The organism is Paenibacillus sp. Soil724D2 (assembly GCF_001427935.1).
Classification (GTDB): Bacteria; Bacillota; Bacilli; order Paenibacillales; family NBRC-103111; genus Paenibacillus_E.
Map to the genome: position 1 here is coordinate 40,438 of NZ_LMRY01000011.1, position 13,705 is coordinate 54,142.

Here is a 13,705-nt window from a genome sequence, read left to right on the forward strand (position 1 = left end):
ATTTAAGCATCGTTGAAGGGGGAGATATGGAGGAAGAAGTAGCCAAGAATGACAGCATGGAGAAGTTCCCACTCGACCTACGCCCAGTATGCGATGCCGAATAAATGGTTTGAAGAAATCGGACTAAATAGTTACTTGCAATTTACAAAGAACTCCATCCCCAACGGGGAAAGTGACTGGAGAGCCGGATGCGATGACCCGCACTTCCGGATCTGTGAGAGGCCTTTGCATTTGCGCATGGGCCTACTCGATTAGTTGACTTATCCATGTTTCATTATTCAGTAAGAGCACGCTTTTTAGCTATCGCGCTTTGGTATACATTCACCACATCGTTAACCGCATGATCAAGGGACCATTGCTTCAGGCCCTATTTTTAAGCACTGGAATCCAGACTTTTCCTATACGATTCGTACTCCATCAAATAATGGATAAGGGTGCAATCCTAGTATGATTTAATCATATTTATTCAATCCTAAACGAGCAGCTTCTAGCTCATAAAAATATCGACCAAGCTCGTAATATTTGACCACTGGATCTATATAATGAGACGATTGGTTTAGTTGGTTTTGTTTTGCGCTAAGTAAAGGAAGCAGTTTTTTTACTCTATTTTCCGGTTTTCATTTACGATATGAATCCGATTTCTCTCATCACCACCGTAACCTAATAAATCTACCTCGTGTCCAAGCGACTCCAGCTTTATTTGCAGCATATAGTTCCATACACCACCCATATGCGGGACCACCCAATAAGTGGCGAGCAGTATTCTCATCTGCCAATCTCCCTTCGTTAGAGTCTATACATAAATAGAATCGTATTCATATGATAGAGTACATCCTAGAAAAGAGGTGGACATTATGGGTATATTTTTGGATGCACAAACATCACAGAATATTGGTTTCAGTGGTGCAATCTCCATTCCTGTTTCTCTACTTCACTATTCGGAACATTAGGAATCGTCACGGCAGGTGCAGGCCCGAATCTTCGCATTCAATTCACCGCAACACTGTTGCCATTAACCGGATCGAGAATGGAATCACTACAGGCCTTAATGGTTGAGGATAATATGGATTCCACTTAATCTACAATACATTAATTTGGAATACAAAATAGTGCATTCTCGGGAGGGAAAGCAATGGACCGAAAGTCTCCATCATTATTCCGTATTACAATTGCCCATATGTTAATCAGTCCATTCAAAGTGCGTTAAATCAAACCTACAAGAATATAGAGGTTATACTTGTAGATGACGGTTCAACGGCTTTTAACGAAAAGGTAACGCCATATCACAGTAAAATCCGTTATTTAAGGAAAGTGAACGGAGGACTGCTACAGCATGAAATCATGGGATTCGCGCAGCTTCCGGTGAATAGTTGAATTTATAACGCTGTTAATGACAGCACAGTGGTTGTAAATAAAAATTTATTTGACCAAATAGGTTACTTCAATGCGTATTTTTGGTTTACACACGATTATGAGATTTGGCTTCGATTACTGGTAAACGGATGCAAAATGTATTATTTAGACGAAGTACTCACCAAATTTAGGAGACATGATAAGAAGGGCACAAGAAAATGTCAAGAAGAAATGAACAGGGAGATTTCTATTCTTGAAAACTATTATCACCCATAGCTTATGGAATACATGAAAAAGTTATGATGGGCTTTAGCATGAACTTGTTCAAATAGCAGGAATGGAGGAATTTTCATGCTTCATGATAAAATAACAATTTTTATGCATATACCCAAAACCGGCGGGACAACTTTGAATAAGATTTTTGGAGAACAATTCAATATTAATGAAATATTTGATCATGACACTTATCAAGGCAAGATTATGAAGTGTGGTCAATTAAATCAAGAGGTGCAAAAACAAATCAAGGCAGTTGCAGGTCACTACCTTTACGGTATACATCAGTATTTTCCGAAACACTTTCAATACTTTACCATGCTGCGTGATCCGGTAGACCGAGTCATTTCCTTATACTACTTTTTACAGACGTACCCGGGATTCGAGAGAGTGAGATCCATGATGCTTGAAGAATTTGTGATGAAGGAAGCCGAAGCTTACAACTTTCAGACAGTCATGACATCCGGTATACCTCATCATCCAGACCTTAAGAAAGCGAAGGAAATCTTAAAAACATTTACTGTTGTCGGAACCACGGAAATGTTTAACGAAACGCTCTTTTTGCTGAAAAAGGAGTACGGTTGGGAAAATATCCACTATACGAAACAAAATATTACAAAGAAGCGCCTTTCCAAAGAAGAAGTCCCGGCTCCTGTCATTAATTTAATTAAAAAATATAACGAATTGGATTTAGAACTGTATGATTATGCTAAACAGCTCCTTGCTCAAAAGCTAAGTTCCCTTACGGCCAAGGAGAAAATGGAATTGCAAAAGTACAAACAGGAGCAGAGTTTGTTATCTTAGCGTCTGATACCAATAACATGAGAGAGCCGGAATGTTTCCCGATACCGGTTTTCTCATGCCAAAAGAACCTCCTTCTCCTAATGTTGGGAATAGAGGTTCTTTCTTGAGCGAAGATTTAGCCGTCTTTAATTATTCGAATAAAGCGGACGGCGTAATAAAATGGGTTGAAATGAGTCGTGACGGATATGCTCGTGAAGCTGAGTGTTGTACATTAAATCCCGGGCTTCACTTACTGTATGTTTAATATTTCATGAATAGTAATATTTTACCTGCTTGATTATGAATGACCGCGCTGGAAACTCCATCCGAATCGCTAACCAAGAAGATTACCGGGATCATGCCTGCCGCAAAGGTGAAGTCCAAGACTCCGGCTTCCCCGTGGCTGCAGGTTCCTTCTCCAGTACGGAAACGAACATAAGAAACCTGTTCGATAGGCTGAGCAGGTTTCGTTACATAGGGTCGCGCACTTAATTGCTGATATAACCGAGATTCTTTAAGAAAGCTATGACTCTCATGGCGCTCTCTTTCACCGTTTCTTTATCCGTCTCGATAATAAGATCCGGACTCTCGGGCTCCTCATACGGGTCGGAAATTCCTGTGAACTGCTTGATATCACCATTCAATGCCTTCGCATACAAACCCTTCACGTCCCTTTGTATGCATTCATCCAGCGGGCATTTCACATAAACCTCGAGAAATGACCCGATCTCGGTTCTTAAGTAATCGCGCATTTCCTTATAAGGCGTTATAAACGAAGCAAGCACAAGCACACCATTGCGGGTTAGCAATTTGGATATATAAGCCATTCTTTGAATATGAGTCATCCGGTCCTCTTTGGAAAAGCCTACATTAGATGAAAAATGGCGCCGAATTTCATCTCCGTCCAGAAGCTCAAGCTTCAAATCGGAATCCTGCAACTGGTTTTCCAACTGCCGGCAAATCGTTGTTTTGCCAGCCCCCGATAGACCGGTGAACCATACAGTAACGCCTTTTTGCAACCTAATCCCTCCCTAGTTCTGCTTCTTTCGATAGACCAGTACTTTGACGAAGCCGTCATTGCCTGTTACAACCTGTTGCCCTTGAAGACGCTGCGTATATCGTCCATGCACTTGAAACCCTTGTTTCGTCATTAACTGCTCCAATTCAAACGGGCGGTAATGACAATAGTGAAGGGGATTCACACGCCCTGGGAAAATAGGATTATTTAAATGCGGATAAACGTTTTCGTTGGAGCGGAAATGAACAGGACGCCAGCCGGCTTCAAAAGCGCAAACAGCCTGGATATAAATAGGCCGTCTTTTTGTATATGCTCCACCGTCTCGAAACAAGTGATGACGTCATATTGCTTGATTGGTAGAGCGCTTTGGAATTCCAACACCATATCTGCTTTGATGTAGACCGCCTTATGATGGGGAAAGTATTTATGTGCCTACTGCAGCGCATGATCGGAACGATCCACTCCGACAATCTTACTTGCAGGTGAGTTTGCAGCCATGAAACCGATACCATAACCGCACCCGCAAGCTGCATCCAGAACAACATTGTCCTTCGCAACGAAGCTTAAGGCAAACTCATAACGGTTGTGATGATCGATGAGCGCATACTGCTTCGAAGTAGCGTACATACTTTCCTGTTTTTTGGTTTCATCATCCATAATGATCACCGCCTGCCGTATTTCAATGTTAGATTAGCTTCTGCATATACTATATGACTCTATTAACGCGGCCGAAACTTATAGATGTCCCAACGATTGAAAAATAGACAGCGGGTTAAATCGGCATATGTTTTTTCACTCCTATCCAACTATAGAGTTCGCTGCGTTTTTCGTCCGTCGTCGCGCACTAACGCTTGTCATAAAATAAGCAACTCGATCTTTGACATCATGAAGTTATGATCTCAAAAAATAGCGTCGGACATATAGCGCCTTTCATTTAACAATACACAAAGGGTCAACTATGTTTCGAACAGCTGCCCCACAGAAATAGTGCAAGAATTTCTCAGTGGTAAGCCCTAAAGGCGGATTAAAGATTAGGTAACATGGGGTCCAGACCTAAACCATGACGAATTCTTTCTTCCTGAATAAGTTCACAAGTTTCTTTAAGTATAGGTTTTCCGAATTCATTATTTTTCAATAGCGTTGCATTAAATATCGCGACTTCTCTTTGATTCTAAATTGTGCTAAAAACGTTAAAGGTTTGCTTATATAACGAAAAAAAACCGATAATCCCTTTTATTAGGACTATCGGTTTTTTTAAGCCCATTTCTTTTTTTTTCTTTTTCATACATCGTTCATATAAAATCGGTAAGTTTCTTCTAAGCCTTCGCGAATCTCATACCTTGCCTGCCACTCCAGGTATTCAAGCCCCTTTCGAGAGTCAAGACAACTGTGTTTAATATCCCCTTCTCTAGCCAAGGAATGAATAATGGGTAGATCTGTCCCGTGAAATTCCGTCAGCAGCCGCGCCAAATCATTGATGGATGTTCGATTCGCAGTGCTGACATGAATGATCTCCTGTTCGCCGCGTTTCATAGCAGCTACGTTTGCACGTACTACGTCCTTGACATAGACGAAATCGCGGGTTTGCTCACCGTCGCCATGAATCGTCAGCGGTGTTCCTTTTTGAATGCGTTCCATAAAAACGGCAACGACGCCGCCTTCTCCTTTGGGCGTTTGTCTGGGCCCATATACATTTCCATAACGAAGAATGGTGTAGGGCAGACCGTATAGATGGTGGAACACACGAATGTAGGATTCGGCGGAATATTTCGAAATGCCGTAGTAGGAAATAGGACAGGTCGGGTCTGTTTCGACGATCTGCTCTTTCTGCAAGTTTCCGTATACGGCGGAAGTGGAGGCGAAGATGAATTTGCTAACAGCTGCGTCACGGCATGCCTCAAGTAGATAGATCGTTGCCACTAGATTCACAATGGCATCGTACCCAGGATTTTGAATGGAGCGCTGGACATCTGCTTGAGCCGCAAGGTGGAAAACAACATCAGGACGGATATCTACGATGAGGGGTTTTATTTGTTCGCTGCTGATGTCTGCCAAATGGAAGATGGCTTGGGGATTTACATGTTTCTGTTTACCTGAAATCAGATTATCGATGATATGGACCTCAAATTGCTCGGCAAGGAGCTCTTCCACAAGGTGCGAGCCGATAAAGCCTGCACCTCCGGTAACGACAGCTTTCATCCTGGTTTCCTCTCTTCTGCATGGATCTTCGTTATCTTACGTGGAGGAGGAGAAAGCGGTACAAGACATATGTCCAGATCCATGTTTAATGTGACAGGATAGGCTGTACAAATGCCTGTTTTCTACTTGTACGGCTTCTGCCCTGTCTCCTTTCTTTTGCAATCATAGAATATATAAAGCAGGTATTCCGCCATGGACAGGAGTTGAGAACGAATTGAGAAACCAGCGTATTCAGCGGAAACGGAAGCAGCCAATCTCCTGCGTCACCTTGTCTCAGCATCAGCCTAAAGTATCGGTCATCATTCCGGTTTGCAACGAAGTTCGTACCTTGGCCAAAGTCATTCGGGAAGCTTTCCGCGTGCATCCACAAACAGAAGTTATTGTTGTTGATAATGGTTCTACGGATGGTAGTAAACGTGTAGCGACGAAATTAGGGGCGAGGGTTATCTCGTTTAGTCAACGGCTAGGACATGATGTTGGGAGAAGCATAGGTGCTATGGAAGCTAAAGGGGATATCCTACTATTCCTTGATGCCGATTTTGTTGTATCTGCCAAGGAAACGATCCCACTGATCCGAGCAGTGCAGCAAGGCGTGGATGTAGCATTAAATAAATATAACGGAATCATAACGAAAGCGAATGTTCATAAGGTCGTTCTAGCCAAACACGCGCTTAATGCGATACTGGGCCGACCAGACTTACAAGGCGCCTCCATGACGACGATCCCACACGCAATTAGTCGCAAAGCGCTCGACACCATAGGAGCTGAGAACCTAGCAGTTCCACCTTTGGCTCAAGTAATAGCTGTACAACGCGGACTTCAAGTCAAGGCAGCGCAGCTTATCCAAGTCGGAATCAGAAATCGCATCCGAAGAAGGGCCAAAGATGTAGATCCTGTAGGTGATCTGATTATCGGTGATCATTTGGAAGCCATTTGGTGGCTGATCCAATCCTCTGATGAAAGAGCGAGTTTACATGACCAATTGCGTATTAGAGAAATGATGAGGTGATCACATGAAGCTGAGCATCAAGAAACGAAACCCTCAACCCCTGTCTGCGGTAGTAAAAAAAAAACGAATCCGGCTTAAGAAATCCGTGCTTCGTTCCCCCGCTATGCACACTCCTTCCCTAACAAGAACCCAGTTATATTGGAGAAATTGGGGGAAACGAGCGGGTCAACAAGATGCGCTCGCGCACAATATTACGAAGGAGCCTTACCAAAAGAAAGCACTCAATAACCTTTGGGTACACTGGGCTAATTCCCGGTTACTTGCTACCAACTCGTTAAGCTATGAAGCAGCGTCGAAAGGGTATGTGAAAGGTTACTGTAAAGCTGCTAAATTGAATGTCCCCGATTGGATGCTTATCCCTACAGCGCGTTCCGTTGGCGCGATAGTGAGTGTGATGAATGAAGAGCATACCATTGTAAAAGTAATGGAGCAGTTGAATCGACTACCTTTGGATGAAATCATCATTATAGTGAATGGGTCAAGTGATCGCACCTTAGAGAAGGTAAGAGCGCACTCGCATGCTCTCATTATTCATTACCCCGATCCGTTGGGCCATGATGTCGGGAGATCGATAGGTGCCAAACTGTCGCAATCGGATATTTTGCTCTTTTTGGATGGAGATTTTGTCGTGGAGGCCGAGAAACTTATTCCTTTTATCTATGAGGTTGAACGCGGCTCCGATATTGCTCTAAACAACATAACACCGTATTTACCTACATTTTCACTCTGGGATTCCGTAACCGTGATGAAACGGTTTCTTAACATAACGTTGAAAAGACCGGAATTGAATGCGAACTCGCTCACGGCCATTCCGCATGCTCTATCGAGGAAGGCGCTGGAGCATATCGGATGTTCCGAGTTAATGGTTCCGCCCAAAGCACAGGTAAACGCGATTCTGACTGGGTTACGAATTACAGCTCCAACAAGTGTTAACGTCATATCTATGAACAAAATCCGAAGTCACAATAAAGGGGAAGACAACCCGGTCGCCCGCATGATTATTGGCGATCATGTAGAGGCGCTGGAGCTTGCGATGAAGATGAAAGGTGAGCGAATCGTGTTTCCTGATATCATTAGAAAAAGGGAGTTTCTGGAGAGGTGAGGGACCATGCAGGTAACCAGTATCGTTATTCCTACTTTCAATGGCCTTACTTTACTGAAAGAGTGTGTAGCTTCAATTCGCAGCCATACTTCAGTCCCATTTGAAATTATTGTGGTGGATAATGGATCAAAGGATGGAACCCTGGAGTACTGCTATAGAGAGAGGTTGAAGCTGGTTTCAATTCCTACGAATCGCGGTTTCCCCGCTGCTTGTAATTATGGCCTTCACATTGCGACTGGAAATGCTTTGATGCTGCTCAATAACGATACCATCGTGACTCCGAATTGGTTGGATAACTTGCTGAGCTGTTTATACAGTAGTGAGGACATAGGTATGGTAGGTCCTGTGACGAACTATGCGAGCGGTAAACAGCAGATTCAGGAACCATTTACGAACATAGCCGACATGGCAGCGAAATATAACAATATGAATACTTCTTTATGGCAGGAAACAGAACGCTTGGTCGGGATTTGCTTACTTTTCAAAAGGGAATTGTTAGATAAAGTCGGCTTTATGGACGAAAGATTCTCCCCGGGGCACTTCGAAGACGATGATTTATGCTATCGGGCTCGGCTTGCTGGATATCGATTGCTGATAACAGGGGATTGCTTCATCTTCCATCATGGCAGTGCAAGCTTTAGCAAAACGGGTCAAGAGGCTGTGCAAGGGCTGCTGCAGCAAAATCGCCAGAAGTTTATTGATAAATGGGGCGTTGACCCCCACAGCTTCATATAAGGCCGGGCGTGAAGCTGCTGGAGTAACCGTTCTCTGCATTGCTGCATAACTTAGAGTGAAAAAGTGGAGTTGGAGGCGAAAGAGATTGGAACAGCGAGTGACAAAGATTATTTCCCACATTGCAGCATCGCATCGTGAGATGTCTAGAATCTTGGCGACACACCGAAGTGTTTCGACACAAATGGCCACCATTGCCAACGATATACCTGACTCGCATCCTAATTTCGATGGCATAGGCATGCTGCAGGAGCAAGCATTACAACTAACTAAGAATATAACGGCTTATTTAAATAGCTTAGCTAATTTGGAAGAGGCAATCGCGCAGCAAACGGAAATTGTCATGAAAGAAATGAAAGATCCTGAAGATGAAGAATAGAGGGATATGCCTTGAATAGAAATGATCTGTATTTGAAAATGTTGGATGCTACAGCAAAGCTGCAGCAAGAAATAGCTTTGATGTTGGAAGCTAGAGTTGTAGAAGCAGAGAAATCGCGCAACTGGATTTGCCATCATATTAACTCAACGAATTTAGAGGGGCATGAACATCAGATGAAACAATCCGGAGAGATTCATGAGTATGTGATTGAGCTCATCGATGGCTTGACGAAGATGGAGAACTCCTTAAACCGACATATGCAGGCTCTTCTTAGACAAAATGAATCGGGAGCAGGAGCGGAGGGAGACGGTTCGAACGGAATGGGGAACTTATTTTCGTTTGGTGAGGATGGGAAATAATGAAAGCATCGAATCGTGAGAGAATTGAATTGCATATGCTAACCTCGCTGGCTAGAAGCCAGCGAGCCTTATGCCGAATCATAGAGACGATCGCGGATCAAGTAGCGGTCTCCGAGCAGCTTGCTGTCTATATGGCTGAGAATCTCAAGACGATAAGTGAATACCAGCGTTCGATGATTCAGAAATTAACGAAACAAAGTCCACGTCAACGCCAGTTAGGAACGCCCGGCAAGCCTTGGATTAGCAAGGATGTCGCTCGCGGGTCATCCCCAGCGCATGATTAATCCCGCATGAGTAAGACCCCCGCCAAAACCAAAAAGAAGCAGCGTATCACCGGCCGTGACCTTACCCTCTTGTATGCCTAGGTCCAAAGCAAGAGGAATGGAAGCCGCGGATGTATTGCCATAGTATTCAAGGCTGTACAGCGCTTTTTCGAATGGAATACCGCTCTTTTCACAGATGGATTCAATAATCCGAAGGTTAGCGCTATGAGGAATGAACCAATCAATTGCAGTATGAGGTAAACGGCCTTTTGCGAGCAGCTTCTCGATTCCTTGCGGGACAGTCGTTACGGCATATTTGTACACCTCGCGGCCGTTCTGGACGAGCTTGCCTTCACCTGTTAGTGGCGTTCCGTTCAATTCTGAGGCAAGTCCGGTTCGGTATACATGCTTGCCGCCTGTACCGTCCGATCCAAGATGGTGAGCAAGGAAAGCAGGATTCTCTTCTTCTCTTTCAACCATCACGGCTCCGGCACCATCACCGAAAAGAATGCAGGTGGAACGGTCCGTGTAGTCTGTAATTTTGGATAAGGAATCCCCACCGACGACGAGAACCTTGCGGTGTACCCCAGCAGCAACAAGGCTGCTTGCTGTATGCAGGGCATAAGCGAACCCGGAGCAGGTGGCATTGAGGTCGTAGGCACCCGTTTCAGGGATGCCGAAATGAGCTTGAATCAGGCAAGCGACAGGGGTGGAAGGCAGATCCGGTGTATGGGTAGCGACGATTATTAAATCAACATCGCTCAGTGATGTCGGATATCTAGTGAGCATATTTTGTACGGCTGCTATACATAAATGACTTGTGAATTCATTCGCTGCTGCAATTCTACGTTCCCGAATTCCTGTGCGCTGAACGATCCATTCATCATTCGTATCGACCATTCCCTGAAGATCCGCGTTGCTTAGTATGTGATGGGGTACGTAGCTGCCGATTGCAGTGATTCGAGCTTGTAATGGGGGAGAGATGGACATCAATGATTCACTCCTTTATTAGTATCAGATATTAGTACTAGGTACTAAAAATAAGCATAAATATACTTTATCGGATACTCAGGGTAAAGTCAATGAGCGGGATAAAAAAATCTTGTCCAAAAGGGCTAAAGTGAAATTGCTATTACCGGTGCGCTGAGTACCTTATTGCATATTGATGACTCCAATCTGATTAGGGGGCTTCTGAGGAAGTCGCGGATTAGCTTGGCCGAAAGTTGTACTACGTACAACAATTTCCTTGATTTCTTCTTGAAAAGCTAAAGGTGTTGTACGTTTTACAACAATTTAACCTTCTTATAGGCAAAAGGGCTGCTTTCAGCTGAAATTGTTGTAATTATTGCAACAATCGCGTGGAATACGCGGATTAGCTTGTCTAAAGTTGTACAAAGTACAACTTCAAATGATTAAGCAAGCCTAAGCAATACATCTCTTGGGCGTAGTTGCTTTGCATCAACTTTTATAGACACACTCAACCAAGAACAGCGTAAGAGGTTTAGTTTAGCACCAGCTCTCCTATTACCTCGATACGGTAGCCAACCCGTATTTCATTATTATGGATAATAGTCGTGAATTTGGTCATTCTAATGCTATCGCCCACTGTGCGACGAATGATACTGAAGACGACGGGGAGTGAACGTAAACGCATGTTACAGGGTAAAAAAAAGCATGTCTGGATTATTCTAATCTGTATCGCATTGTTCTGCTCATCCACAACCACCGCTTTTGCCTATGGTAAAGGGGCTAAGGGACCTGATGTCTATGCGGTGCAAGGGATGCTGAAGTCACTTGGTTACTATAGCGGACCTATTACGGGCTACTATGGTAATCAAACTCAATCGGGTGTTAAAGCGTTTCAAAGCAGATATGGCCTTCCTGCGACTGGGAATGTAGATGATCAAACACTGCAATCCATCCTGTGGGCTTACGGTAATTTAAAAATTGCCAAGAAGCAGACACCAACACCAGCCCCTCCACCAGCTGCACCTATGCCTACACCTAAACCGCAAGTCCCATCGACTACGGAATTAACGGTGGAGGAGCAGCAAATGCTGGACTTGGTTAACAAGGAGCGTGCTGCTGTGGGGCTTTCCCCGCTAGCGGTCGATCCGGCGCTTACCAAAACGGCTAGACTAAAAAGCCAAGATATGGTCGATAACAAATACTTCTCCCACGACTCACCGACGTATGGCTCGCCATTCGATATGATGGAGAAATTCGGTATTACGTATAACGCGGCAGGAGAGAATATTGCTTGCAATCAAGGTGTACAAGCAGCTCATGAGGCGCTGATGAATTCTCCAGGACACAAAGCAAATATACTCAGCAAAGATTACACCCATATTGGGATCGGCATCGTAAACGGCGGTCCGTGTGGTAAAATGTTTACCCAGCAGTTTATCGGAAAATGAAAATGAAAAAAGAGCCCTTTGGGGCTCTTTTTTCATAAGTATAAAAATTAAGTGGCAGATACCGGCTTAATCGCTTCCGTCCACTCGGTGAATTTTTGTAGGGCAGCCCCTTGCTCAATCGCATGTCGGGCCAAATAAATACCTTCTTCAATGGATCCAGCCTTTTGGGAAACCCACAGACGCACAGCGCTGTTCAGTAAAACCATATTCAAGTAGGGGAGCTCGGCATCTCCGCGAAGAACGGATAGAGCCGTTTCTCCTTGCAGTTGAGCAGTCCATTCAACCTCCGGCACCTCGACCATTAATTCGTAAATCTCAGGATCAACAATGAATAATTCACTGGCGCCTTCTTGAATAAGGTATGTCCGTGTGCGTTTGTCAACGGAAAGGTCTTCGGAGCCTTCCATACCTTGCACAACAATACCGCGGGAGACGCCCAGTTCGATTAATAAATTGGTAATTTTCTCGAACACAGTGCCGTGAAATACACCGATAGCCATGAAGGGTGCTTCCGTAAAGCGCAGCAGTTTCTCTGCTGTGTTGAACACGGTCCGAAGACCGAGTTCCTTGCGCAGTTCGCGCAGCTCGCCGAGCGGTGCACACCAGCTCTCTGTTGGTGCGAACAAGAAGCCTGTTCGCGCTGCAGCTGATATGAGCGCTTCACGTGATGCGTCAAGCGCGGGTACATCAAGTGCCGCTAGCACATCGGACAGCGTGATGCCCCATTTGGGCGGCATGCTTGGACTGCCGTGCAGCGTAGTGGGAAGTCCGCAGGCCGCGAGAACGAACGCGGTCGGTAAAGTCGCAATGAACGTGCGTGAGCGTCCATCATAAGGTCCGGCGCAATCCATGCTGCCGGCTATTGGATAGGTATGGATACGCTGGCGCAAGGCATCGATGAAGGCCTTTAACTCTTCGGGAGATTCCATTTTGATGCGTTCTGCAACGAGAAATGCGCCCATTTGAGCCTGTGTAGCGGCTCCGGTTAGAATGAGCTCTGCTGCATGGGAAGCCTCTTCATAGGAAAGGTCTCTGGCTCCGCGCTTTCCGCGGCCTACTTCTTTTAATAAGGATATCATCGTTTGCGGCCTCCTTGTTTCTGATCCTTTAGTATTTGATACACCTTGACGATGGAGGTAGCAACGTCTACCATGCGTTTACGTTCATTCATGGCTTGTTTGCGTAAAAAATCATAAGCTTCTGCTTCGGAGATACCCTTGATTTCACATAAGATTCGCTTAGCCTGATCGACCCATTTGCGCTCCTCCAGTTTGGAGAGAAGCTGTTCGCGCTCTTGCTGCCATTCGGTTCGTTGGAAGTAATGGTTCATACCAAGGAGCAGTGCACAGTGAATTTCTAGAGGACTCATCGCAGAACCGATCAAACCATCAATACCTGCGTCCATTCTACATTCATTAGAAGGAAAAGTGCGGGCATCACACCACCAGAAAAGGGGAAGGCTGCGATGAGCCAACACGCGGGAGCGCCATGGCTCTACTTGATCAGGGCCTACTGATAATAATACGGCATCGACCTTGGGAATCATAAATGAAATTTCTTTTTCATTAGATGCTACATATATACGAAATCCCAAATCCTTCAGCATCGCTTCAGGCAAGGATTCCTTTTCATTATCCGTAACATTCATATTGGTAGTCGACGACGAAAAGGAGGTAGCTGAGCGAGTTTGTTTAAACTCGTCGATCAGAATAAATGATTGTAACATTTGAATACCTCCTATCGTGGATAGCTTCTGTTCAGATGGCAACTTCATGTTAGGTTTTATGGGTAAAATGATTTATTATACGGCATTACTAT

At 44.6% G+C, this 13,705-nt stretch carries 19 protein-coding genes; 10 read left to right on the plus strand and 9 right to left on the minus strand.

Features of this window, described 5'->3' with window-relative positions:
* Positions 1-48 precede the first annotated feature (48 nt).
* Positions 49-255, plus strand: a complete 207-nt coding sequence (locus tag ASG85_RS37795) for a hypothetical protein (protein WP_156390200.1) — start codon at positions 49-51, stop codon at positions 253-255.
* A gap of 343 nt (positions 256-598) precedes the next feature.
* Here ASG85_RS37795 and ASG85_RS37800 read toward each other — a convergent pair whose 3' ends face one another.
* A complete protein-coding gene (locus ASG85_RS37800; RefSeq protein WP_156390199.1) occupies positions 599-769 on the minus strand; it encodes a hypothetical protein in 171 nt (56 codons plus the stop codon).
* 422 nt (positions 770-1,191) lie between these two features.
* Between ASG85_RS37800 and ASG85_RS39100 the strand changes: the two genes are divergently transcribed.
* Together ASG85_RS39100 and ASG85_RS12715 are read left to right on the plus strand one after the other, a co-directional pair.
* Positions 1,192-1,374: a glycosyltransferase family A protein gene (locus tag ASG85_RS39100; protein ID WP_235550118.1), complete on the plus strand. Its 183-nt coding sequence runs from the start codon at positions 1,192-1,194 to the stop codon at positions 1,372-1,374.
* 330 nt (positions 1,375-1,704) lie between these two features.
* A complete protein-coding gene (locus ASG85_RS12715; protein ID WP_063860270.1) occupies positions 1,705-2,430 on the plus strand; it encodes a sulfotransferase family 2 domain-containing protein in 726 nt (241 codons plus the stop codon).
* A 240-nt stretch (positions 2,431-2,670) separates the two neighbouring features.
* Here the strand turns inward: ASG85_RS12715 and ASG85_RS39570 are convergent, their stop codons facing one another.
* The 5 genes from ASG85_RS39570 to ASG85_RS12735 all read right to left on the minus strand — a co-directional run bounded on the left by ASG85_RS39570 (position 2,671) and on the right by ASG85_RS12735 (position 5,626).
* Complete coding sequence (locus ASG85_RS39570; RefSeq protein WP_268795925.1) at positions 2,671-2,793, minus strand: hypothetical protein; 123 nt, start codon at positions 2,791-2,793, stop codon at positions 2,671-2,673.
* A gap of 104 nt (positions 2,794-2,897) precedes the next feature.
* Positions 2,898-3,428 carry an adenylyl-sulfate kinase gene (gene cysC, locus ASG85_RS12725; protein ID WP_200957471.1) on the minus strand — a complete coding sequence of 177 codons (531 nt, stop codon included), beginning with the start codon at positions 3,426-3,428 and terminating at the stop codon, positions 2,898-2,900.
* A 206-nt stretch (positions 3,429-3,634) separates the two neighbouring features.
* Positions 3,635-3,823, minus strand: coding sequence for a class I SAM-dependent methyltransferase (locus ASG85_RS38605; protein ID WP_414858720.1), 189 nt, complete (start codon positions 3,821-3,823; stop codon positions 3,635-3,637).
* 36 nt (positions 3,824-3,859) lie between these two features.
* Positions 3,860-4,084 carry a class I SAM-dependent methyltransferase gene (locus ASG85_RS12730; RefSeq protein ID WP_057306221.1) on the minus strand — a complete coding sequence of 75 codons (225 nt, stop codon included), beginning with the start codon at positions 4,082-4,084 and terminating at the stop codon, positions 3,860-3,862.
* A 624-nt stretch (positions 4,085-4,708) separates the two neighbouring features.
* Positions 4,709-5,626 carry an NAD-dependent epimerase/dehydratase family protein gene (locus ASG85_RS12735; RefSeq protein WP_057306220.1) on the minus strand — a complete coding sequence of 306 codons (918 nt, stop codon included), beginning with the start codon at positions 5,624-5,626 and terminating at the stop codon, positions 4,709-4,711.
* 214 nt (positions 5,627-5,840) lie between these two features.
* Here ASG85_RS12735 and ASG85_RS12740 point away from each other — a divergent pair, with 214 nt between their 5' ends.
* The 6 genes from ASG85_RS12740 (at position 5,841) to ASG85_RS12765 (ending at position 9,491) form a co-directional block, all read left to right on the plus strand.
* Positions 5,841-6,635, plus strand: a complete 795-nt coding sequence (locus ASG85_RS12740; RefSeq protein ID WP_082562470.1) for a glycosyltransferase family 2 protein — start codon at positions 5,841-5,843, stop codon at positions 6,633-6,635.
* A 4-nt stretch (positions 6,636-6,639) separates the two neighbouring features.
* The gene (locus ASG85_RS12745; RefSeq protein ID WP_235549393.1) at positions 6,640-7,737 is read left to right on the plus strand and encodes a glycosyltransferase family 2 protein; all 1,098 of its coding nucleotides are present in this window, start codon (positions 6,640-6,642) and stop codon (positions 7,735-7,737) included.
* Positions 7,738-7,743: 6 nt separating this feature from the next.
* Entirely contained in the window at positions 7,744-8,472 is a 729-nt protein-coding gene (locus ASG85_RS12750) for a glycosyltransferase family 2 protein (RefSeq protein ID WP_057306219.1), read from the plus strand.
* An 85-nt stretch (positions 8,473-8,557) separates the two neighbouring features.
* Positions 8,558-8,848: a hypothetical protein gene (locus tag ASG85_RS12755; protein WP_057306218.1), complete on the plus strand. Its 291-nt coding sequence runs from the start codon at positions 8,558-8,560 to the stop codon at positions 8,846-8,848.
* A gap of 11 nt (positions 8,849-8,859) precedes the next feature.
* Positions 8,860-9,207 (plus strand): hypothetical protein, encoded by a 348-nt coding sequence (locus tag ASG85_RS12760; protein WP_057306217.1) that lies wholly within the window; start codon positions 8,860-8,862, stop codon positions 9,205-9,207.
* The gene (locus ASG85_RS12765) at positions 9,207-9,491 is read left to right on the plus strand and encodes a hypothetical protein (RefSeq protein ID WP_057306216.1); all 285 of its coding nucleotides are present in this window, start codon (positions 9,207-9,209) and stop codon (positions 9,489-9,491) included. Before ASG85_RS12760 ends, ASG85_RS12765 begins: the two co-directional genes overlap by 1 nt.
* Here the strand turns inward: ASG85_RS12765 and ASG85_RS12770 are convergent.
* Positions 9,471-10,460 carry a ketoacyl-ACP synthase III gene (locus ASG85_RS12770; protein WP_057306215.1) on the minus strand — a complete coding sequence of 330 codons (990 nt, stop codon included), beginning with the start codon at positions 10,458-10,460 and terminating at the stop codon, positions 9,471-9,473. The two genes, ASG85_RS12765 and ASG85_RS12770, sit on opposite strands and share 21 nt — an antisense overlap.
* A 662-nt stretch (positions 10,461-11,122) precedes the next feature.
* Here ASG85_RS12770 and ASG85_RS12775 point away from each other — a divergent pair.
* Positions 11,123-11,887 (plus strand): peptidoglycan-binding protein, encoded by a 765-nt coding sequence (locus tag ASG85_RS12775; RefSeq protein WP_057306214.1) that lies wholly within the window; start codon positions 11,123-11,125, stop codon positions 11,885-11,887.
* A gap of 47 nt (positions 11,888-11,934) precedes the next feature.
* On the opposite strand, the gene ASG85_RS12780 is transcribed toward ASG85_RS12775, so the two are convergent.
* Both ASG85_RS12780 and ASG85_RS12785 read right to left on the minus strand, forming a co-directional pair.
* Entirely contained in the window at positions 11,935-12,966 is a 1,032-nt protein-coding gene (locus ASG85_RS12780) for an anthranilate phosphoribosyltransferase (protein WP_057306213.1), read from the minus strand.
* On the minus strand, positions 12,963-13,613 hold the full coding sequence (locus ASG85_RS12785; RefSeq protein ID WP_057306212.1) for an ANTAR domain-containing response regulator: 651 nt from the start codon (positions 13,611-13,613) through the stop codon (positions 12,963-12,965). Before ASG85_RS12785 ends, ASG85_RS12780 begins: the two co-directional genes overlap by 4 nt.
* Between the last annotated feature and the right edge of the window lie 92 nt (positions 13,614-13,705).